The sequence below is a fragment of the Microcoleus sp. A6-C6 genome (assembly GCF_036705955.1).
Classification (GTDB): Bacteria; Cyanobacteriota; Cyanobacteriia; order Cyanobacteriales; family Microcoleaceae; genus Microcoleus.
Genome location: NZ_JAUBVR010000035.1, coordinates 11208 through 34299, shown reverse-complemented (window position 1 = coordinate 34299; position 23092 = coordinate 11208). Strand labels below are relative to the sequence as shown.

At 46.2% G+C, this 23092-nt stretch carries 13 protein-coding genes; 11 read left to right on the top strand and 2 right to left on the bottom strand.

Annotated elements, in window-relative coordinates; translation table 11 throughout:
* Positions 1–31 precede the first annotated feature (31 nt).
* Positions 32–766: an SIMPL domain-containing protein gene (locus QUB52_RS15715; protein WP_265234583.1), complete on the top strand. Its 735-nt coding sequence runs from the start codon at positions 32–34 to the stop codon at positions 764–766.
* Positions 767–821: 55 nt separating this feature from the next.
* On the opposite strand, the gene QUB52_RS15710 is transcribed toward QUB52_RS15715, so the two are convergent.
* A complete protein-coding gene (locus QUB52_RS15710; RefSeq protein WP_265234584.1) occupies positions 822–971 on the bottom strand; it encodes a hypothetical protein in 150 nt (49 codons plus the stop codon).
* A gap of 323 nt (positions 972–1294) precedes the next feature.
* The gene (locus tag QUB52_RS15705) at positions 1295–2380 is read right to left on the bottom strand and encodes a hypothetical protein (protein WP_265234585.1); all 1086 of its coding nucleotides are present in this window, start codon (positions 2378–2380) and stop codon (positions 1295–1297) included.
* A 730-nt stretch (positions 2381–3110) separates the two neighbouring features.
* Here QUB52_RS15705 and QUB52_RS15700 point away from each other — a divergent pair.
* The 10 genes from QUB52_RS15700 to QUB52_RS15655 all read left to right on the top strand — a co-directional run.
* On the top strand, positions 3111–4292 hold the full coding sequence (locus tag QUB52_RS15700; protein ID WP_332973861.1) for a F420-0:Gamma-glutamyl ligase: 1182 nt from the start codon (positions 3111–3113) through the stop codon (positions 4290–4292).
* A 301-nt stretch (positions 4293–4593) separates the two neighbouring features.
* A complete protein-coding gene (locus QUB52_RS15695; protein WP_332968582.1) occupies positions 4594–5910 on the top strand; it encodes a GNAT family N-acetyltransferase in 1317 nt (438 codons plus the stop codon).
* Between the two features lie 235 nt (positions 5911–6145).
* Positions 6146–6613, top strand: a complete 468-nt coding sequence (gene ruvX / locus QUB52_RS15690; RefSeq protein WP_332968583.1) for a Holliday junction resolvase RuvX — start codon at positions 6146–6148, stop codon at positions 6611–6613.
* A 302-nt stretch (positions 6614–6915) separates the two neighbouring features.
* The gene (locus QUB52_RS15685; protein ID WP_265234589.1) at positions 6916–7491 is read left to right on the top strand and encodes a DUF3727 domain-containing protein; all 576 of its coding nucleotides are present in this window, start codon (positions 6916–6918) and stop codon (positions 7489–7491) included.
* A 607-nt stretch (positions 7492–8098) separates the two neighbouring features.
* The gene (gene mltG / locus QUB52_RS15680; RefSeq protein ID WP_265234590.1) at positions 8099–9223 is read left to right on the top strand and encodes an endolytic transglycosylase MltG; all 1125 of its coding nucleotides are present in this window, start codon (positions 8099–8101) and stop codon (positions 9221–9223) included.
* 142 nt (positions 9224–9365) lie between these two features.
* Entirely contained in the window at positions 9366–9887 is a 522-nt protein-coding gene (locus QUB52_RS15675; RefSeq protein WP_265234592.1) for a YqeG family HAD IIIA-type phosphatase, read from the top strand.
* Between the two features lie 712 nt (positions 9888–10599).
* Complete coding sequence (locus tag QUB52_RS15670; RefSeq protein ID WP_265234593.1) at positions 10600–11496, top strand: helix-turn-helix transcriptional regulator; 897 nt, start codon at positions 10600–10602, stop codon at positions 11494–11496.
* A gap of 588 nt (positions 11497–12084) precedes the next feature.
* Positions 12085–19806, top strand: coding sequence for a DUF7948 domain-containing protein (locus QUB52_RS15665; protein WP_332973860.1), 7722 nt, complete (start codon positions 12085–12087; stop codon positions 19804–19806).
* Between the two features lie 224 nt (positions 19807–20030).
* Positions 20031–20528, top strand: coding sequence for a hypothetical protein (locus QUB52_RS15660; RefSeq protein WP_332968587.1), 498 nt, complete (start codon positions 20031–20033; stop codon positions 20526–20528).
* 71 nt (positions 20529–20599) lie between these two features.
* Positions 20600–23092, top strand: a 2493-nt coding sequence (locus QUB52_RS15655) for a beta strand repeat-containing protein (RefSeq protein WP_332973859.1), incomplete at its 3' end; no start/stop codon positions are given.

The following is a 23092-nucleotide window of genomic DNA, read 5'->3' as shown; positions in this document are numbered from 1 at the left end:
GCATCTGTTGTATGTGAGGAGAATCGACTTTATGAATTCAAATTTGCAACGCGGTACTAGAATCAATTTCCGTAGTCTGCTAACAGCGTTATGTTTAACGTTAACTCTCGTGAGTTTTGTGAGATTAGATCCGGCGGTGGCTCAAGAACAGCGGATCAGAACGCTGACTGTGACTGGGCGGGGTATTGAAGCGATTCCGACAACTCAAACGCAAGTGCGTTTGGGGGTTGAGGTACAGGGGAAAACGGCGGCTGCGGTGCAGCAGGAAGCGGCGAGACGATCGTCCGCTGTGGTAGAGTTGCTGCGATCGCGCCAAGTGGAAAAACTCGAAACCGCCGGCATCAACCTCAGCCCGAATTACAGCAACGAAAACAATCAGCAGCGGATAATAGGGTATACTGCTACAAATACCGTCAGTTTTCGCATCAATACTCAATCTGCCGGCACTTTGCTCGACGATGCGGTGACAGCCGGAGCAACCCGAATTCAAGGTGTGAGTTTTGTGGCCGCCGAAAGTGCGATCGAACAAGCTCAAAAACAAGCACTCAAAAAAGCAACTCAAGATGCTCAAGCGCAAGCAGATGCAGTCCTGAGCGCCCTAAACCTCAAGCGGGGAGAGATTCTAGGAATTCAAGTCAACGGTGCGATCGCGCCGGCTCCTGTGTACCAGAAGTTGGAGGCTCGCAGTGCTAGTTTTGCTACAACGCCCGTGGTGGGAGGGGAACAGGAGGTAGATGCTTCTGTGACTTTGCAAATTAGCTATTAAATAGTGAGGGGTTGAACTGGCCACCTCAGCTTGACCCTAACTATTTCTCGATTTATCAAGCAGCTTTTTCTACAAAAAACTTTAGCCGTTTTAACCATTTCTGCCAGTAGTCGAGCAATTGTTCGCGTCCCAACACAAATATTTCCGTATCTTCGGCCCCAAGAGCCACAACAATCAAAGCCTTAACAATTTTAGCGCCAAACAAAGTTTCACTCTAACTAAGTCGGTGGAAAAATTCATAATTATCTAAGGAAATATTAAGTGGCGTGCTCTGAGTTAAAGTGTAACTGCTCACCGCAACTTTATTGCGGTGAGCAGTTACGACAAATGGCTACAAGCTATTATGAACTATGAACGGAATCTCTCCTTCTTCAGGGGGAGAGTTCCTCAATAAATAGACTGTTCGTTAAACCCTAGGCGATCGCCGTCCTCCTACACAAAAAAGAGTGGACTCTTTTCTCAGATCCACTCTCTGTTAAACTCTCTTAGTGCTAGCTTTAACAAGCTGGAGTTAAGTCCTTAGTTTACCTAGTTCTTAATGATTCTCTTGTCATGAATGACCACTTTGTCCTTGAGTTCAGGACTGCCAGATATCTGAATATCGCTATCCTTATTTCCCTCTGCGGCGGATTCGGCTAGATATTGGGCAGATGGCTTAACATCGTGCGCTGCACCTTTAGCAGATTGGGCTGCATTTTGGGCAGATGACTTAACATCCTGCGCTGCACCTTTAGCAGATTCGGTTGCATTTTGGGCCGATGACTTAACATCCTGCGCTGCACCTTTAGCAGATTCGGATGCGCTTTTAGCAGATGACTTGATTGATTCGGCTGCACTCTTGCCAGATGACTGAAGCGATTCGGTTGCACTTTTTATAGATGGCTCCACTGCCTTCGCTGTATCTTTTACAGTCGATCTAAGATCCTTAGTGGCACCCTCAATTTCCTGAGCTACAGCTTTGGCAGAAGGCTTAACTTCATCGGCAGTGTTCTTAATAGAGTTCGCTGCACTTTGTATAGAAGGCTTGACACCTTCGACTGTCTGCTTTACTGAATCTTTTACTTCTCTAATCGTAGGTTTAACTTCCTCGGATGCGCTCTTGACTGCATTTACTACAGAAGGCTTGGCTTCCTTCACTGTCTGATCGACAGATTCGGCTATACTTTTAATCGAAGGCTTAGTTTCCTCAACAGTCTCCTTGACTGCTTCTGCTGTAGCTTTGATAGATGGTTTAACTTCCTCAGCAGTTTCCTTTGCTACTGTCTCTAGCTCTTCTATAGTGTGTTTAATACCGTCTGCTACAGTGTGTGCGGCATCCCCTAAATTATCTACAGCACGGTTAACAGTATCAGCAGTACCTTTACCAATCATAGCGCCAGCAACTGAGCCTGCTACAGCACCAAGAATGCCCCCAGAGCGAGCACCCAGTATACCACCGACTGCTGCTCCAGCTATCCTCGCACCAAGGCCAGAGCCTGATGATTGATCTTCCTGTGATTCTGCATTTTCGTTAGTCTGAGCCTGAAGCTGCTGGTTCTCGCTATTGTCAACATTCTTTTCCTGGAAGTCAGGATTGGCTTCAGGCTGGTTAAAAGGCTGCTTATTATCAGTCATAAATATCCTTGGGTATTACTGCTACATTTACTAGGTTAACTATATATTTCTCAGAAAGTCTACTGCCTAAGAACTAGATTTTGACTGTTACTTAAGAAGTAGATTCTTAAAGGTACTGACCACTACGGCGCTAGCGGATAGCTGTTCATTCGACCCTGAAGAAGCTGGAAGTGCGGGTTAGCGAAGCCCGCCCCTACGGGGGCTACGCCAACGCAGAGGAGCGCACATCTGGAACAGTCTTAGCTTAGCGATCCAAAAATAACTCATGTATACAGAATTGTTTACTGATTAAATGATTAATAAATATTCTAAAAAAATGTGGAGAGCCAGCTTATAACTTAACGTTTTTAATAATTATATATTATCAAAAACTTTACTATTAAATTATTGAATTAAGTGATTTTTTGGTAGACGTTGCTGATTTACGGTAGGAAAGGCTAAATATGCAAGTCATAGAAACCAGTATCCACAAAAATTCGGGATTTTCAACTGATTTTTTATATACCCTGATTAAGCAACGCTAGATTTTGGAGTGATCTAACTCACGAGGAGAGCTCTTTGAACAGCAACTTGACCGCTTTAGCCACCAGACGCGATCGCACTTACGTGTAATTGGGCATAAGTTCGATCGCCCTCAACAAACTCAGCAAATCCAATTACTACCGGATCGTCACTCAAAGTACCCGATATCGACTACAGTAAACACAAAATATTATTGGCGGTGATTTGAGTGATTGAGAGTTTAGCAACAGGAATCGCAGCAGCAGGTTCGCTGCTAGCATTGGGCGGATTGGGCCTAGAGTTGAACTATCGCCGGACTGGGAGTGCAAATAAACTAGAACTTACAGCCGGAGAATGGCACTTAGCCATAAACGAACCCAATCGCTATCTTTTAGTCGGCGAAATGGAGTTCCGCAACCTGACACAGCGGTTCGAGGTGATGTTGCCGGAAGTGCGCGCACAGGTGAAACTGCTATCAGACGGAAGTTTGGATGGCGTGACTTCCCAGACAAAAGTCATTCCTTGCCACAAAGACGCAAAAGCCCGATCGGACGATTACTGGTTCGGCTATATTGTTAAAGCCCAACAAAACACCAAAATTAAAGTTTCCGTAGACATTCAAGGGCAAGATTTAACCAAATTGCAGTCAGCTTGGGTGCAAATACATTTCATCACCTACGGCCCCGGCGGGCGCATCCCCAAAGTCCGCAACGTAGTAGTCCCGCTGCAATTTCCCAACTCGGACACCGTACCCGTCGCCCGCAATGTCGGAGTTGCAGAAGTCTTACCGATTCGCACGCACATACTGGCCGAACTCGACAATCCCGTGGAAATTGTCAAGCGTTACGTTTTGCCGCGCGCCGAGAAAGGCGATATCGTCGCCCTCGCAGAAACTCCCCTAGCCTTGATGCAGGGGCGCTACCGCCATCCCAGCGAAGTTAAACCCGGATGGGTAGCTAAGCGAGTTTGCTTGTTTTTCTTGCCGATGTCGAGTTTGGCCACGGCTTGCGGGATGCAAACTTTGGTGGATGTAGTCGGGCCTTGGCGCGTAGTTGCAGCATTTGCGATCGGCTCTGTAGCTAAAATATTGGGTAAACCGGGAGTCTTCTACCAACTTGCAGGGGAACAAGCCAGACTAATCGACGATGTTACGGGGACTTTGCCTCCCTTCGACCAATTTATCGTGCTTGGCCCGGACAATCCCCAGCAAGTTGTAGAAGAAATTCAACGAGAAACGGGACTTGCGGCGGCGATCGTAGACGCTAACGACTTAAAAGCAGTTAAGATATTAGCAGCGACCTCCGATTTATCGATCGCATTTTTAGAGCAAGCCTTACGCAGTAACCCCGCCGGGAATGCTGACGAACGAACACCAGTGGTTTTAATTCGACCTCTGCCACAAAAATCTTGAGTTGACAATTGAAAATTGAAAATTCAAAAACACGATTTGAAATTTTTAATTTTCGCTCGACTAAGAAAGGGTGAAGAATTCAAATCTCTAAGTTTTGAAATAAAAACTCAAAACTTCCCTAACTCTTCCCCTTTCTTAAACATATTTGATTTTTTGATTTTCATTGTCCAGTTTCGTGCTATCACGGTTCTCAAGTTTCGTGAGGAACTCGCCAACCAATTACCAATAACCAATTACCAATAACCAATTACCAATAACCAATAACCAATAACCAATTTATACCTCACCTGAGAATTTATATATGACTTCATTTCCCTCTCAAAACCAAAACCAAGTTGTAATTCGCCCGTTTCAGTACCGCGATATCGAGGCGATGGAACAACTGTGCGCGGAAACAGCCGAACAACCAGAAAAACGCAAGGATGCAAGCTGCGACTTGGTACTAGGTAAAAAGTTGCAGCAGATTCGTCGCTGGTACGGACTGCTAAAGCTGTTGAGCTTGTTTCCCAACCCTTGTCAATCCCTGTTTCGGGCCCACGTTGCTGAGGAAGAGGGGACAGTTAAGGGCATAATTCAGATTTCTCCGTTCAACCGCACCCGCAGCACTTGGCGGATCGATCGCGTCGGAGTAGACCCAGAAGCCCGCAGCAAAGGCATTGGTTCGATGCTGATGCGCTACTGCTTCGAGGCAGTCTGGGAGGCACGCACCTGGTTGCTAGAGGTGAATGTGGGCGATAACACTTCCCTGGCTTTGTATCGCCAGAACGGGTTTCAGCCGTTGGCACAAATGACTTATTGGTCGATCGCCCCGGAACGCCTCCAAGAAATGGCCTCCGCGACGCCAGATTTGCCCAACCTGCTGCCTGTAAGCAACGCGGACGCTCAATTCCTATATCAACTCGATACCGCGTCTATGCCACCGTTAGTACGTCAAGTATTCGATCGGCATATTCAAGACTTCAAAACCAGTTTTTTGGGCGCATTGTTTGAAGGTGTCAAACAATGGCTGGGCAAAACAGAGGTAGTCAGCGCCTACGTATTTGAACCGCAGCGCAAAGCCGCGATCGGCTATTTTCAGGTACAGCTATCCCGCAACGGCCAACAGCCACACGTCGCCCAGTTGACTGTACACCCGGCCTACACTTGGCTGTACCCAGAACTGCTATCCCAGATGGCGCGCCTCGTTCAAGATTTCCCAGTTCAAAGCCTGCAACTGGCTTCCGCCGACTATCAGCCGGAACGGGAAGCTTATTTAGAGCAATTTGGAGCCGTGCGTCTGGAACACAGTTTGCTGATGTCGCGATCGGTGTGGCACAAATTGCGCGAGTCCAAATTAGTCTCTCTCGAAGGACTCCAGCTATCAGAAATGCTGCAAAGCTTCCAGCCAACTCGCAAACCAGTACCGGGCCGGATGTCCTGGCTCGGCCCGATGGCTGGAGAAGCCGCAACAGGGCCCGCGTCGTCCGAGATTAAACCCTTTTTGTTAGACTCAGGAAAAAGTCAAGCCGAGCGAGTTAACCCATTGAACAGCCAGAATTCCGAATCAGAAGTAACAGATGCTAGCAGCATTTTGCCTCCTTATTTGCCGGAATTACCTCTAGACGGCGTGCAAGAATAAGACTTAATTCCTGATAGAAAAAAGCAGAAAGTAGAAACTCGAAAAAAAACTACCTTCTGCTTTTTGTTGATATCGAGCCAAAAATACCAATCTTACTTCTGACTTTCTTCCCTTCTTCCCTTCTTCCTTCGCGTTTTTCGCGGCTAAGCGCTTCGCGCAGGCTACGCCAACGCGGTTTGTTAAATCATAATTATTGCCGCGAAAAAGCAGTAAATCTACAAACTAAAATTGATTAATGTCCAACGAAAAATTATGGATTTCTGCCCTCGGATTAGATATCGGCAGCAAACGAGTCGGCATCGCCGGATGTGACGGCACTGGTTTAATCGCTACGGGGATTACTACTCTGGTACGATCGTCCTTCGATCGAGATGTAGCTTACCTCAGAGGGCTCGTGCAAGAGCGGAGAGTGCAAATTTTGGTTGCTGGCTTGCCCTACTCCCTGAACGGAGAAGTGGGCGCTCAAGCCCGAAAAGTCCAGAAATATGCTAGTCGCATCGCCACCGCCTTAGATCTCCCCCTAGAATACGCCGACGAGCGCCTGACTTCTGTTGGCGCAGAGGAACTGATCCGAGATCAAGGGATGTCGCCCTCGCAAAATAAGGGTTTGATCGATCGCAAAGCAGCGGCCTTGATTTTGCAGCAGTGGCTAGACGAGCGCAGGCAAAAGATCGGCGCAATTCCCAATCCTGATAGCTTGTAACACAGGCATGATATCCTAGTTGTGCAAGTTTGCTACGCACACCTGTAAGCGTTGACAGATGGGAGAAAATTCCCCAGAACCTCGGTACTGAAGCAGCACATAATTGTGATTTGTCCTCAGTGTCGCCGGCGGACTCGGCTAAGATTTAAACGCTGCACTCCTCGCCTGTGGAAAATGCCGCGAGTCTCGCGGTTTAAGTTTGTGGAATAGCGATCGCCCGATCGACCAGAAGATCGCCACGAAAACTCCCAGTTGTCAAGCAAACATTACTGAATTATTGACGGAAAATTAAGATACACGCGATGTCCTCATCCCCAAACCGCAAAGAGAATGGCAGTTCCAATGAAGAGTCCGTCACCCTGACGGATGAACTTGGGCGCAAGCTGACTTGCAACATAGAGCATTCGATGAGCCTAGAAGGTCAAGAATACGCTTTGCTGATTCCCATAGACTCTCCCGTAGAAATTTTTACTTGGCACGGAGACGAAACCGACGAAGCAGCAATTCCTGTAGAAGACGAGGCCGAAATTGACAAAATTTTTGATATCGCTACAGTTGTCCTGCAAGAGCAGAACTTGAAGCTACGGCGCACGGCAGTCACACTCACTGTGGTTGGCGAATTGCCGGAATTTCCCGACGAGGATTTGGCGCCTGATGTCGATCCTGATGAGGAGTCGGAGTTTGAGGAACTAATGTGGTTGACCAGCTTCTATCACGAAGAACAGGAATATGCCATTTATACGCCTCTGGACCCGTTCTTTATCTTGGCTAGAATGAATGATGATGGCGAGCCAGAATTACTCTCGGAAGAAGAGTTCCAAAGGCTAGAACCGATGTTACCTATGCTAGAAGATCAATTTTTTGACGAGCTTGATTAAATATTAATTGCAGTCAAAAGGCATGAGGCAAAAAGCAGAATATTTGACTATTTTATAAAAAAGTCAACTGCTCGCCCGATCGAACTTTTGCGAGATTGCACCTTAGCCCTGTCAGCTCAGGCTGTAGAACTGGGCAGCGTGAAGGGGATCTTTTCAAAGGCTAGTATCCGTAACTTTTCGGTCATCAATCGCAGGTCATCAGTCATTAGTCGCTACTTAATCGCCGCTTATCGAGGACAACGGACTTTGACATCCTCCACTGCCTAAAGGCGAGTGGATTCCCAAACCTCACGATTTAAGTTTCTGCTTCATCCACCGTTGCATACCACAGTTAAAAACCATGTACCGTCTTACACAGAGTCCACAGACTTTTATTCCCATTTCAGACTCATCCGATCCCGATCGTCCATCGGTACGGTGTCAGCAAAAGCTTTTTGTACTTGTTGCTTAAAGTTTTTACCTGTACAAGCATTTCTGTACAGAACCCCCTAACTTGAGTTTTCAAGGTGCATTGCCTACTGCTTGATTTTCGCTTTTCGGCAACTTAAGTGTACCACACAAAATATAAAGCCGTCCTTTTAGGACGGGGTTTCTACCCAAATTTTCGATGAGTAAAGAAGAACTGACAAAAGGCAGCGCGCGCGAGAGCCGAAAAGGTACTCGGCAAGTCTCTAAATGGTTGTTTTATCTGGCGTTGCTGCCGGCAATTTGGGGCGTTTGCGCTTGGCAAGGCTGGGCTTGGTGGAGCTGGGCTGCGGCGCCACCTAAAACAGCCACTCAGTCAACTTCCCCAGGACAGGATGCTGCTGTTTCAATCCAAATCCCCCCCGGTACTTCCAGTCAAAAAATCGGCCAGGATTTGGAAGCGGCGGGCTTAATTCGATCGGCAGGAGCATGGAATATGTGGGCCCGCTGGCTGACTATGCAAAACCGCGACGGAGGTTTTAAAGCCGGAACTTACCAACTGTCGCCGACTCAGCCCTTGAGTGCGGTTGCCGAGAAAATTTGGAAGGGTGAAGTCGTACAGCAGAGTTTTACCATCCCTGAAGGGTGGTCACTGCAACAAATGAGCACTTATTTTGAAGCGCAAGGTTTTTTTCCGGCTCAGGATTTTATGGCAGCGGCAAGTCAAGTTCCTTACGCTCAATACCCTTGGCTGCCGAGCGGCTTGCCTCATTTGGAAGGGTTTTTGTACCCGGATACTTATCAGCTAGACGGCGATGCAGTGAGTCCGCAAGCTGTCATTAAACAAATGCTCGATCGTTTTGAGCGGATAGCTTTGCCGGTCTATCAAAAAAATCAGAACAATACTAAGCTTTCTTTGAAAGAGTGGGTGACGCTGGCGAGTATTGTGGAAAAAGAAGCTGTGGTGGCGAGCGAGCGCAATCGCATTTCAGGCGTGTTCAATAACCGTCTGAAACTAAATATGACCTTGGGTTCCGATCCTACAGTTGAATATGCCCTCGGCATTAGGCAAACTAAGGAGAAGCCTTTGACTTTTAAGCAGGTGGAAACGCCTTCTCCTTACAATACTTATATCAATGTAGGGCTGCCCCCAACTCCGATCGCAGCTCCGGGAATTGCCAGTTTGGAAGCGACTCTGACTCCTGAAAATACGGAATATCTGTATTTTATGGCTCGGTACGACGGCACTCACATTTTCAGCCGCACTCAGGCGGAACACGATGCTGCTGTGGCGAAAATTGACCAAAAAGTGCGATCGGGTCAATAGATAGGCAATGACTAATACATAAGTAAAAAGTCAAAAGTTACAAAGCCAAAGCCAAAATCATTGACTTTTGATTTTTTACTTTCTCAATGTTGAACTTTCCATGTCTTATTTCTCAATCTAAAATCTAAAATCTAAAATCATTATGACTTGGGGCAAACTACTACAGCCTGACTTAGTTTTAGGCAATTCGGTCGTAAATTTAACGGCTGATATTCTTGAGAAATATCATATTAAAGGATTAGTATTGGATGTGGACGAAACCCTAGTTCCCATGACAGCAATGAATGCTTCTGAGGAACTCAGCCTGTGGGTGGAAGAAATAAAACCGGTAGTATCGCTGTGGTTGGCGAGCAATAATTTAAGTCAGACTCGGATCGGTAGAATTGCTGAGTCTTTGAATCTACCTTACATCACTGGTGCAGCTAAGCCGTCGCGCCGCAAGTTACGCAAAGCTGTGACGGCGATGAATTTGCCTGTGGAACAAGTGGCGATGGTGGGCGATCGACTTTTTACTGATGTTTTGGCCGGCAATCGTTTGGGTATGTTTACTATTTTAGTCGAGCCAATGGTTGATGCAGGCTATGCGATGCGGAAATATCCGGTGCGTTCTTTTGAAGTTTGGGTGTCTCAAGCTTTGGGGGCATCTCTTGATCACAGAAAGTAGTCATTAGTTATTAGTCGTTATTCATTAAACTGTTGCACATTTAAATTATGGGCGTTGCTGAATTAGGGTATGATACGGGCAAAAATATGAGAGGGGAGCCGCAAATGATTTCTGGGATTTTGATGGGAATTGGAACATCTCCAAATTTGAGATAATGAATTAGTAATTTAGGCGTTGCTTAATCAGGGTATGAAATAAATAATTTTAAAATCCAGAAGCTTTGTAGACGCTGGTTTTTATGAATTGGATATTTAGCCTTTCATACCGTAAATCAGCAACGCCGACAAATCTTTCACCCTGGGTCTGTTCTAAAATTCACGGTTGCTTAAATTTGACACCCGCGGGTTTCCTGTAAAGTGCTTTTGTACTGTTAGGAAACTTTAGCGGGCGTCATTTTATTTGAGATTTGAGATTTGAGATTTGGGGATTTGAGTTCTAAAAGTTAATAATTTCAGTTCTGGACGGATGGGGGGCTAGAAACCCGGTTCTGAGGTCTGCGTGCGCAAGTTTTATAATTGTAGGCGCAACGGCTGCGATGAAAGTGCTGATTATCGACTCCCCTCTCCACCGCTTTATGGTCAATTTCCATTAAATTTTCTTACAAATGCTTGACAAAAAAACCGATAATATATAGATTAATTCCTGGTATTTTTTGTATAACTGCGGGAACTTCAGACATATAGAATAATAGCAACTGCCGCAGGTGCCAGCTATGTCCTCAGAGAAAGCATTAATTCTTGATTTTGCCCAGACAGAGGCGATGAAATTGATTTTGCCGCATCCGGCAATTCTATCTAGTCACGGCGCAAATTGGGAGGGGATTCATGTCGAATATCACCATCAGCCGCCAAACGAATCTCCCGAACACTCTCTCCAACAGCACAGCATTGGCATAATACTCTCTTCAGCTATCGGGGGAGTAGCACTGAACGGGAAACGCTACGGTAGCCAACCCTGCCAAAGTGGAGAGATGTTCATCGCTGCTGCTGGTACTGATTTTCAGTCATACGCAGTTGAAGAACAGGAATTTATGGCGATCGCCCTTGAACCAGACCACTTCGACAATACAGTTCACGAATCCACAAACGGGAATCTCATTGAAATTATACCGCACTGGCAAACCCGCGATCCATTAATTTTCGGCATTGGCTGGGCCCTCAAAACCGAACTTGAATCAGGTGGATTAAACGGTACTCTCTATGTCGATGCACTGAAAAACGCCCTTTCACTTCATTTGTTGCACCACTATTGTGCACAAAAACCCAAGCTACAAGATTTTGCAGGCGGTCTCGATCCTAGCAAATTGCAGATAGTTATTGACTACATCAATGACTATCTCAACCGAGACTTGCACTTAAGCGAACTTGCTAATCTAGTCCACATGAGTCCTTATTATTTCACTCGTTTGTTCAAACAATCTACTGGAATCCCGCCGCATCAGTACGTCACAAAATGCCGGATTGAGAAAGCCAAATTGTTGTTAAAACAGCCAGAATTTTCCATAGCATATATCTCCCAGCAAGTCGGGTTTAAAGACCAAAGTCACTTTAGCAAAACTTTCTGTAAAATCGTCGGTTTGAATCCGAAGAAGTATCGCGATCGACTTTAAATTTAGCAAAAGGAAACAACGCTGTGTTGTGTCCCTACATATAATATTTATTTTCCCATTTGTAGGGACACTCCAAGAGCCCATTGGTGATAACAATCGCCTAAAACCCCTGAGAAATCTCGCTTTTACCTGAGTCTAGATCCCCCTAAATCCCCCTTAAAAAGGGGGACTTTGATCGGACTCTTGTCCCCGCCTTTTTTAAGGGGGGCTAGGGGGGATCTGGCCCTAATCGTCAAACAACACTCTGTGACTGGGTTTGACGTTAAGTTGACACCAATGAGCTCTTGGAGTGTCCTTGACTGCCGTGTCCTTGACAATCGCGTGTTCCGCAGTCAAAGGACACAACAGTGTTGTGTCCCTACATATATGCCTTCAGGACTGGATAATATCTCGATCAATCCACATGATCGTCGATTTGTATGAGAGATTATACCGAGCCCGTAGCCCGTGTTACAATTTTTAATCAAAAATCCGAGAAATTTCGCAAGAAAATTGTATTTTTCGTAAATTATTCGCAAGAATTTACTATACAGCAGAGCTGGTGCTTGTATATACTTAGTCGCATAACATCAACCAGGGGTACCAGCTATGAGCTCTCAAAATCAACAGGCATCTTACGGTCAGATTCCCTTAAGTTTTATTGCAAATGCTGGACAAACTGACCAAAATGTGCAATTTCAGGTAAAAGGTGCCGGTCACAGCATCTTTTTCAGTCCCAACGAAATCTCCTTCACTGCTTTCTCTACACCAACTGAACCGGGAAATCCAGCAACAGCAACTTCTGCGACTGTCCGCAGCAGCTTAGCCAACAGCAACCCCAATCCCACAATTTCCGGCTTGCAACAATTGCCGGGAGTTGCTAACTTTCTCTTAGGCGAAGATTCCAGTCAATGGCACACCAACGTCCCCACATTTAACGGCGTAGTTTATCAAAACGTATATCAAGGAATTGACCGCGTTTTTAAAGGGACAGAAGGACAACTTAAAAGCGAGTTTTTGGTTGCACCTTTGGCAGATCCGAGCCAAATTCGGATGAACTATAGTGGAGTTAGCGATATCCGGTTGCGAGACGACGGAGCACTGATATTAGAAACACCGCTGGGCGAATTAATTGATAACGCACCGATAGTTTATCAAGATATCAACGGACAGCGGGTGAATGTTCCCGCCGCTTACAATTTATTAGGAAACGGTCAAGTTAATTTTACTTTGGGAAATTTTGACCCCACTCAACCCCTCGTTATTGACCCGGTTTTAGCTTACTCGACTTACTTAGGCGGCAGCGGAAGTGAGGGTGCTAACCGCCTCGCGGTAGATAGCACTGGTGCTGCTTACATTATTGGAACTACTGTTAACAATTTTCCTACTACTCCTGGTGCTGTCCAAACTACACCAGGAGGGGGTTTAGTAGATTTCTTAGTTACCAAAATCAATCCTGAAGGAACCGCATTAGTTTACTCTACATATATCGGTGGTGATCGCGATGATTACGGTTTTGGGATTGCGGTAGACAGTCAAGGTAATGCTTATTTAACCGGACAAGTCGATCCGGGTTATCCAACTACACCAGGTGCTTTTCAACCGACAATACCTGGTTACAATACTGGCGTAACAAAACTAAATGCGGCTGGGAATGCTCTAGTTTATTCTACTTTTTTAGGCGGTGGCGGAAATAGTCTCGGCAACGGCATTGCTGTAGATAGTAGCGGGAATGCTTATGTTGCTGGGCTGGCGGGCTCCGGTTTCCCCACAACTCCCGGTGTATCACAGCCTACATCCGGGGGCGACATTGATGCGTTTATTACTAAAGTTAATCCAACTGGCAGTGCTTTAGTTTATTCTACTTATTTCGGCGGTACCGCTCGCGAAGATGCTCAAGCCATTGCCATAGACAATAACGGTAATGCCTACGTTACCGGACTTACTTATTCTTCTGACTTACCGGGGACAGATTTAGGCTTTCAAAATGCCATTTTAGGTGGCTATGATGGTTTTGTCGGTAAATTTGATGCGAATGGTGCGCGCGCTTATTCCACTTATTTAGGTGGCACCGGCGATGATAAAGGTGCTGACATTGCTGTAGATAGTGCTGGAAATGCCTATGTTGTGGGAATTACCACTTCAACTGATTTTCCTATAGCTAGTACGACAATTCAAGCTGCTAATGCAGGTGGTGCTAATGATGCTTTTGTCGTCAAGTTAAATCCTAATGGTGTTAATTTGACTTATTCAACTTATTTGGGCGGCAGCGGAGATGACAATGGCCATCGCATTACGGTAGACAGTGCGAATAATGTTTATGTGACGGGGGATACGACTTCGACTAATTTCCCGATTAAGAATGCTCTTCAAAGTGTCAGCGGTGGCGGCAAAGATGCTTTTGTCACGAAAATTAATTCATCGGGTTCTGCCTTAGTTTATTCTACTTATCTTGGCGGCAGCGGCGACGAGTACGGTAATGGTATTGCGGTGGATAGTTCGGGTGCAGTTTATGTTGCTGGTTCTACTGCTTCTACTAATTTGCCAACAGCAAATCCTTTCCAAGCGGCGAATGGGGGAAGTGCCGATGTTTTTATTACTAAACTAATTCCTGGGGGACCGCAGGTAAAGATTATTGAGTCGGGCGGCAGCACTAATGTTGCAGAAAGTGGCACGACGGATACTTATACAGTTGTTCTGACTAATCAGCCTACTGCAAATGTGGCGATCGCGCTCAACACCGGCACAGAAATTAAGCCGATTGCTGGCCTTAATTTCACTCCAACTAACTGGTTTTTACCGCAAACCGTGACAGTCAGCGCAGTTGATGATACTGTCGCAGAAACTTCGCCGCACGCTGGCCCGATCGCCCATACTGCTATCAGTACCGATGCTAATTATAACGGCGCGACTGCAAGTTTTACAGTTAACGGTACTGCGGGCAATGCTGTCAATGCTAACATCACCGATAACGACATCGCAGGCGTTACCATTACTCCTGCTACTACGACTGCTACGGAAGGCGGTGTCAATGGCAGTTATACCGTTAAATTAAATACTCAACCGATCGCACCTGTGACGATTAACGTGGCTACAGGCAGTCAAATTCAACCAATTACAGCACTGAATTTTACTGCAACTAATTGGAATGTCGCTCAAACTGTGGCGGTGGCTGCTGTTGACGACAATTTAGTTGAAGGAAATCATACAGGTGCGATCGCCCATACTGCTACCAGTAGCGATGTTAAGTATAATGGCGTCACCATTGGGGGTGTCAATGTCGCCATTACCGATAACGATACAGCAGGTTTCAGCGTTGCACCTACGAACATAACAGCTACAGAAGGCGGTGCCACTGGCAGTTACAAAATCCAACTCACAGCCCAACCGACTGCACCAGTTAATATTAGCTTTAATACTGGCAGTCAAATTAGCCCGATCGCCACACCGATTACTTTTGACAGCACTAACTGGAATGTTGCCAAAACTGTGACTGTGACTGCGATCGATGACAATCTAGCACAAGGAACCCACAGCGGCACGATCGCTCACACAGCTACCAGTACCGACGCCAATTATAACGCCAAAGCGATTCCCGATGTGACGGCATCGATTACTGATAACGATAGCCCCGGTGTGTCGATCGTGCAAGCGGCAGGCAGTACAAATATTGCTGAAGGAGGTGCAACCGATACCTATGGCGTAGTTTTGACTACCGCACCTACTGCAAACGTGACGATTAATTTTGACGCGGGTACTCAAATTAGTACGATCGCACCTATCACTTTTACGCCGACTAATTGGAATGTTGCTCAAAATGTGACTGTTAGCGCGATCGATGACAGTATAGCCCAAGGAACCCACAGCGGGACGATCGCTCACACTTCTGTCAGTACCGATACTTTGTATAATGGGCTGACAATTTCTCCCGTGACTGCGACGATTGCTGATAACGATACGGCTGGTGTGAGTGTTTCACCTGCGAGTACAACTGCTACAGAAGGCGGTGTCACAGGCAGTTATACACTCAAGCTAAATTCGCAACCGACGGCACCGGTTACTCTCAGCTTTGATGCGGGAAATCAAATAAGTGCGATCGCCTCTGTTAGCTTCGACTCTACTAACTGGAATGTGGCGAAGTCAGTCACAGTCACGGCTACAGATGATGCGGTTGTCGAAGGAAATCATGCGGGCAGTATTTCTCATAGCGCTGCGAGTGCTGATAGCAAGTATAGTGCGATCGGCATTCCGGTTGTCAATGTCGCCATTACCGATAACGACACTGCGCCAACGCCAACACCACCAGTCACGCCAACGCCAACGCCAACACCACCAGTCACGCCAACCCCAACACCACCAATCACGCCAACGCCAACACCACCAATCACGCCAACGCCAACACCACCAGTCACGCCAACACCAACACCACCAGTCACGCCAACACCAACACCACCAGTCACGCCAACGCCAACACCAATTAGAATAGTGACACCTCCTGGTATTACTGTTAACCCAACAACAGGATTAACGACTGATGAAGGTGGATTAATAGCAACATTTACTGTCCAACCCAATACCAAACCTAGTGCCAATGTCACAATAAATTTAAGCAGTTCTAATGAAGCAGAAGGAAAAATTAATCTGCCATCACTTACCTTCAATTCTGCTAACTGGAACATAGCACAAACTGTAAAGGTAACAGGTGTTGATGACCGTGTAATTGACGGGGACAAAGCTTACACAATTATTACCGCACCTGCTATTAGCAATGACAGCAACTACTCCGGGTTAAATGCAGCCGATGTTGCTGTTACCAATCTTGATAACCAGACCAATACTGCCGCACCGAAAGACGACGCTGGAAACACGGCAAATACAGCCAGTGACATCAATGCAACTACTGTTCTCAGAACTTACAAGGATTCAGTTAGCAGCGCTGACGAAGATTTCTACAAATTCACGATCGGCGCTAAACATGACTTCAGCTTGTTAGTCAACGAATTCACTTCAGATGTGAAAGTTGAATTGCTTGACAGCAGTCTAAATGTCATCTCAACAGCACAAAATTCTGCTGGCAACTCTGCAAAATCAATCAACCGCATTTTGGAAAACGGCACTTACAGGGTTCGAGTTTCTTCAGTTAATGGTGCTGAGACTCCATACAACTTAAACATATCTGCTGTACCTCGCCTTTCAGGTGTCACAACCACAGGGTATCAAGTCCTTTCCTCTACAGCTTCGCCGTCAAATTCAAATACCACAAACTCTTCTAACAGCAGCAACCCCAATTCATTCACGTTCCTGAGTAATAACAACTTCCTTGCTGCCACACCGAATCTTACTAATCTTAACAGCACCAACAATTCTGTTACCACCTTCAACCCTAATGCCACCAGTTCGCTGATTAATAACAACCCGATCGCCCCAGCGAATTTTAATAGTCTTGACGGCCTTGATGATCCCAATCATAATATCCCCGCCAGTGTATCCAGTTCATTGATTAAGCTAGACCAATTCCGCGCTAAACCAAGTTTTTCTGGGATTGACGGCAAGGGTTATTCTATAGCAGTAATAGATACTGGCATTGACTTAAATCACCCATTTTTTGGGCCGGACACCAACTCAAACGGTATCAGCGATCGCATCGTTTTTAACTACGATTTTGCCGACGGCGACGCGGATGCTAGCGACAGAAAAGGACACGGATCGAACATTGCCAGCATCATTGCTTCCCAAGACTCAACTTACACAGGGGTGGCACCAGGTGCTAACATTATCGGCCTCAAGGTCATTCGGGATACGCCTCGTGAGAAAGACGAAAAAAATAAGTTTGCATTTATAGAACAAGCATTGCAGTGGGTATTGGAAAATGCAGACACTTACAAGATTGCCAGTGTCAATATGTCCTTGGGCGATGCTGGAAATTATTCCAGTTCTACTCCAGACTACGGTATAGGAGATGAACTGGCAGCTTTGGCCGCGAAGAATATAATTGTTGTCTCATCATCAGGCAATCGTTACTACCAGTACCGGAACGATCCAGCAGGTGTAAATTACCCTGCCGCCGATCCGAATTCGCTGTCAGTTGCCGGGGTATATAATGACGACATTGGCAGTTACAAATATGACGATTATTTTGCCAATTATGAGCCAGACGCATTACTCACCGCTAATACCACTGCTGCCGATCGCATTCTCCCCATTTCTCAGCGTGGCAACGCATCAAACACAATTTTTGCTCCGGGGGCGCCCGTCACCGGTGCTGGCAAAGATGGCGATTTAAGCACCTATCACGGCAGCAGTCAAGCTACAGCCTACATTAGCGGCATTGCAGTATTAGCCCAACAGTTAGCACAGCAAAAATTGGGCCGCAAACTGACGCCAACTGAGTTCAAAAATCTTTTGAAATCAACGGGTGTCACCATCAATGACGGCGACAATGAAAACGACACTGTTAAACATACTGGTCTTAATTTCAAGCGCGTTAATGTGCTGGCTTTGGGTGAAGCTATTGCTGGAGGAGGTGTTGTTCAGAACCGTCCGCCACAAGAGAAGATTCATTTAGCGTATTACTATAAGGAGTTCAATCAAGACATTAAAAATGTCTACACCGATCCGGATGGCGACTTAATCTCTTACAAATTAACTCTAGAGGATGGTCGTCCTTTAAGCAGCAGTTTCAACAGTCGTTGGCTGGGATTATCTTTCGACTCTAACCAGAACACAATCAAATTTACTGGCACTCCGCCAGAGTTTAATATTAATGGACGACCGTTGAGTTTTGTAAGACCATTTAAGGTTAAGTTAACCGCCACCGATCCTGCCGGTGCTAGCAGTTCTCAAACCTTCAAGATAACGAAACTTAACGGTCGCTGGGTGATTGATAATTACATTGCAGGTGCTAAGGTATTTTTGGATGCCAATAAAAATGGTGTTCTCGATGCTAATGAACCATCAACTAATACTGACGATAATGGTCAATTTAATCTGGATTTTCCCTTCGAGACTTTCGACAAGAACGAAAATGGAGAAATTGATTCAGATGAAGGCAATTTAGTTGCTTTTGGCGGAATTGATACCGCTACGGGTTTGCCTTTGGAAACGCCTGTTACTGCGCCTGCTGATGCTACTGTTGTGACGCTGTTAACCACTCTGATGGTGGATTTAATTGATAAGGGAATTGAGAGTTCGCGCGCCGAATCTCTGGTCAAATCTGCTCTTGCTATTCCGGCTGATGTTGCGATCGCAGATTTCGACCCCATCTTAGCCACCAACGCCAGCGAACCGGGCGGTGTGGAAACTTTGGCAGCAATGGTAAAAGTCCAAAACGTGATCACTCAAACAGCCGGTTTAATTGACGGCGCATCTAGTGCATCTACTAAGGATCTTGTCAAGGCTGTTGTGGGTGCAATTACGGAAAAAATTCAATCTGGTTCTGCCTTAAATCTCAGCAATGCAGCCACTTTAGAACCAATCATTCAGCAAGCCGCTGGTAAAATCCAGCAGATTGACCCCAGTTTCAACATTCAAAAAGTCACCCAAATTACCTCGCAAGCTGCGACAGTAATGGCAACAGCAAATCAACGCATTGATGCGGCTGTCTCTAACCCAGCAGGAACATCAATTCCCCAAGCAGTTGCCCGCGTCCAAAAAGTATCTTTAGGCGCAACAACTCAAGATTTCAAAGCAGTTGGTGCGGGAAGTAAGACAATTTCCCAGTTAGTTACTGAAAATACTGGTACTGCTTTAGATACCAAAATTCAAGCTGTGACATTGCCGGAAGGTTCGGCGGTTCCTGTTGTCACTGGCGGTGTCGAACCTATCAACAATTCTGCCAATTCAATTATCGGCACGAATGGCAATGATAGTCTCACCGGCGGCGGCGATAACGATTTCATCAGCGCCCGACGCGGCAACGATTTGATTGACGGCGACTTGGGGAATGACACTGTTTATGGTGGCAAAGATAATGATACTTTGCTGGGCAATAACGGTGACGATATCCTGTTTGGAAATCTGGGTAACGATTTGCTCAATGGCGGTGATGGCAATGATTTCCTGAGTGGCGGCTTCGGAGATGATACTTTGATTGGAGGCCTGGGGAGCGATAGCTTCCTACTATCTACCAATTCTGGCATTGATACGATCGCCGATTTTGAAGATGGCACAGATTTGCTAACACTCGCCAGCGGCATTACTTTTGCACAATTGGCAATTTCTCAAAATGGCGGTGCAACCTTAATTCGATTGGCGGCAACCGGAGAAATTTTAGCTTCTCTAAATGGGGTGTCTTCGAGTCTGATTGGTGTCGCCGATTTTGGCTCAATATAACCCCCCTAGGGCGTGTTTTCTTGACCCGGAGATCCTCCCCAGCCCCCCCTTAAAAAGGGGGGAGAAAGAGGCTCAAAGTCCCCCTTATTCAGGGGAATTTAGGGGATCTCCGGGGAAGAAACAGTATTAAGTGAACCGTATTGAGTCAGAATTTAATTTAATTTTCTTCACTTAGTTAGCAGCAAATATATCGTTAGGCATTCAATATTAATGAGGTTTTTGATATGAATGAAGAATCACAAACTATCTTCTTTCCTGTTTCTCGGTTTAAGTTGTTCGTGATGTCCATAGTAACGTTGGGATTTTATCAGCTTTTTTGGTTTTACAAAAACTGGCAGCTATTAAAAGCGGAAGATGAAAGCAACATTAGCCCCTTCTGGAGAACTGTATTCGGGGGTTTATTTTGCTATCCCTTACTTGCACAGATTAAAAAATGGGCTAAATCTCGCAGTGTTTATGCCAACTTTAGTCCACTCTGGCTGACTGTTGCTTGGATTGCGATTATCCTGTTTTGTCGGAATCTCCCAAGGCCATACACATTAGCGGGATTACTCTCTGTAATCGCTCTGCTTCCAGTTCAAAAGAGTGTGAATGAACTCAACACTATAATGATACCTTACCACGATCCTAACAGTCGATTTTCGGTATGGAATATATTGACAATAGCTGTGGGAGGCAGCCTGCTTGTACGTGCTATCATCGTGTCGCTGATGCCAGCTTAGGTGCGATTTGCATCAGTTTCACAACTCCAAACATCAAAAATTACTGTTGTTAACTAATAGGTAAATTAATCATGTCTACTTTCAGTGCCACTACCAACTTTCCTGTCGGCGCAAATCCCCAATCCCTGACTGTCGAAAACTTTAATAACGACAATATCCAAGACTTAGCGGTCGAAAGCGGAACGGCTGTTTCCCTATTAATAGGGAACAGCCAAGGAGGATTTGGCACTCCCGCCAACGTGAATCAATCCTCTAGTTACACCCCAATTATAGCGGGCAATTTTAACACTGATAATTTCCTCGACCTAGCCTTAACTAGCTGGTCTGGTGGAGAATTTCCTAGTGGTTCAGTTTACATCTTACCGGGTACTGGTCAAGGGACTTTTGGCAACGCCACTTCCTTTTCGGTTGGGACAAAGCTGCCCAGTGCGATCGGCGTAGGAAATTTTAACGCAGACAACTTATCAGACATAGTTGTAGCAGACATTAATGGCGGCGTTTCCATCGGATTACAAAACGCTCAAGGCAATGGTTTTGCTACGGAAGAAAATATATCTCAGGTAGGGACAACTCCAACCGCGATCGCAGCGAGAGACTTTAACGGCGATGGCAGCCTCGATCTTGCTATCACCAGCAGCGGTTCTAACAACGTTTCCATCCTACTGAACACAGGAGGCGCTGGTGCAGACAGATTTTCAATCCCGGTAAATTATGCAGTTGGGACTAATCCCACATCCATTGCCGCAGGAGACTTTAACAGTGACAACATCCTCGATCTCGCCATCACCAACAGCGTTTCTAACAACATTTCCATTTTACTTGGAACTGGTCAAGGTGTCTTTGGCAGTGCCACTAACTACGCAGCAGGAGGCGATAGTCCGACATCGATCGCAGTTGCCGACTTAAACGCCGACAGCAAACTCGATATCGTCGTGGCTAACAATCAATCAAACAACGTTTCTATTCTAACTGGAACCGGTCAAGGCACCTTTGGCAACCCCATTAACTACGCAGTCGGGACAAATCCAAAAGCGATCGCCATCAAAGATTTTAACGCCGACAACAAACCCGATATCGCCACCGCCAACAGCGGTTCTAACGATGTCTCGATCCTGCTGAATACAACCGTTGAGGTGAATTTCGGTGCCGCCACTTACACTGGCATTGAAGGAACAACAGACACCCTCGTTAATGTCCCCGTCAACATCAGTGGCGGCAATCCCTTCAGCGATGTAGTTGTACCGATCGCAATTAACCCCAGCAGCATTGCCACCCAAAATTCCGACTACACTTTTTCACCTACCACTCTCACCTTCAGTGCAGGTACCAACACCCTCACTCAGAATATAGCAGTCACTGTCAAAGCTGACAATATCCCTGAGAACGCCGAAACAGCGGTGTTCAACTTTGGCACAATTACTGACGGGATTGCGGGTACAACAAATCAAGCGACACTGACAATTGCTGCCAATGATGCCGTAGATTACGCCATTGCTGCTGGTACTGCTAGCATCGCAGAAGGCAACAGCGGCAAAACTCCTGTTACTTTTACCGTGACTCGCAGCGGCGGTATAGATGCTGCCAGCAGTGTAAATTATGCGATCGCAGGAACTGCTACAAACAGCAGCGACTACAATAATATCGGCGGTACTGCTGGGGCAACTGGCGTTACTGGTACGGTTAATTTCGCTGCGGGCGAGACATCCAAAACGATTACTTTAGATGTGTTGGGCGATGCCATAATTGAACCGGATGAAACTATTACTGTTACTTTGTCAAATCCGGTTGCACCCGGCCCGACTCCGACTATTACTACTGCTGCCGCTACAACTACGATCGGTAATGATGACACTGCCGGAGTTACCGTCAATCCTGTCAGCGGATTAGTGACGACAGAAGCGGGTGGCACTGCTACATTTACAGTGAAACTTAACACTACACCGAGTGCTAACGTTGCTATTGGTTTAAGCAGTGACAATCCCGCTGAAGGTACAGTTTCTAGCAACAGTTTAACCTTCACTCCCGCTAACTGGAATGCACCGCAAACTGTAACTGTTACTGGTGTTGACGACAGCCTTGCTGATGGCAGTAAAACTTACAATATCGTTACTGCTGCTGCTGTCAGTACCGATACTAATTACAGCAATTTCAATCCTTCGGATGTCAGCGTCAGCAACAGCGATAATGAAACTCCTGGCATTACAATTAATCCTGCTAATACAACTGCTACAGAAGGCGGTGCGACTGGCAGTTACAGCGTTGAGTTAAATACTCAGCCAACGGCAACGGTAACAGTCAGTTTTGATACGGGGAATCAAATAAGTGCGATCGCGCCCATCACCTTTGACGCTACTAACTGGAATGTGGCGAAGTCAGTCACAGTAACGGCTACAGACGATGCGGTTGTCGAAGGAAATCATGCGGGCAGTGTTTCTCATACAGCTACCAGTACCGATAGCAAGTATAGTGCGATCGCAATTGGGGGTGTCAATGTCGCCATTACCGATAACGACACTGCGCCAACGCCAACGCCTGTTACCCCAACGCCAACGCCTGTTACCCCA

What these genes read in the sequence shown, in the direction of transcription:
- QUB52_RS15660 (WP_332968587.1), top strand. Translation starts at nt 20,031, where the DNA reads ATGAATGAAGAATCACAAACTATCTTCTTTCCTGTTTCTCGGTTTAAG.
- ruvX (WP_332968583.1), top strand. Translation starts at nt 6,146, where the DNA reads ATGTCCAACGAAAAATTATGGATTTCTGCCCTCGGATTAGATATCGGC.
- QUB52_RS15685 (WP_265234589.1), top strand. Translation starts at nt 6,916, where the DNA reads ATGTCCTCATCCCCAAACCGCAAAGAGAATGGCAGTTCCAATGAAGAG.
- QUB52_RS15715 (WP_265234583.1), top strand. Translation starts at nt 32, where the DNA reads ATGAATTCAAATTTGCAACGCGGTACTAGAATCAATTTCCGTAGTCTG.
- QUB52_RS15670 (WP_265234593.1), top strand. Translation starts at nt 10,600, where the DNA reads ATGTCCTCAGAGAAAGCATTAATTCTTGATTTTGCCCAGACAGAGGCG.
- QUB52_RS15675 (WP_265234592.1), top strand. Translation starts at nt 9,366, where the DNA reads ATGACTTGGGGCAAACTACTACAGCCTGACTTAGTTTTAGGCAATTCG.
- QUB52_RS15665 (WP_332973860.1), top strand. Translation starts at nt 12,085, where the DNA reads ATGAGCTCTCAAAATCAACAGGCATCTTACGGTCAGATTCCCTTAAGT.
- mltG (WP_265234590.1), top strand. Translation starts at nt 8,099, where the DNA reads ATGAGTAAAGAAGAACTGACAAAAGGCAGCGCGCGCGAGAGCCGAAAA.
- QUB52_RS15705 (WP_265234585.1), bottom strand. Translation starts at nt 2,380, where the DNA reads ATGACTGATAATAAGCAGCCTTTTAACCAGCCTGAAGCCAATCCTGAC.
- QUB52_RS15695 (WP_332968582.1), top strand. Translation starts at nt 4,594, where the DNA reads ATGACTTCATTTCCCTCTCAAAACCAAAACCAAGTTGTAATTCGCCCG.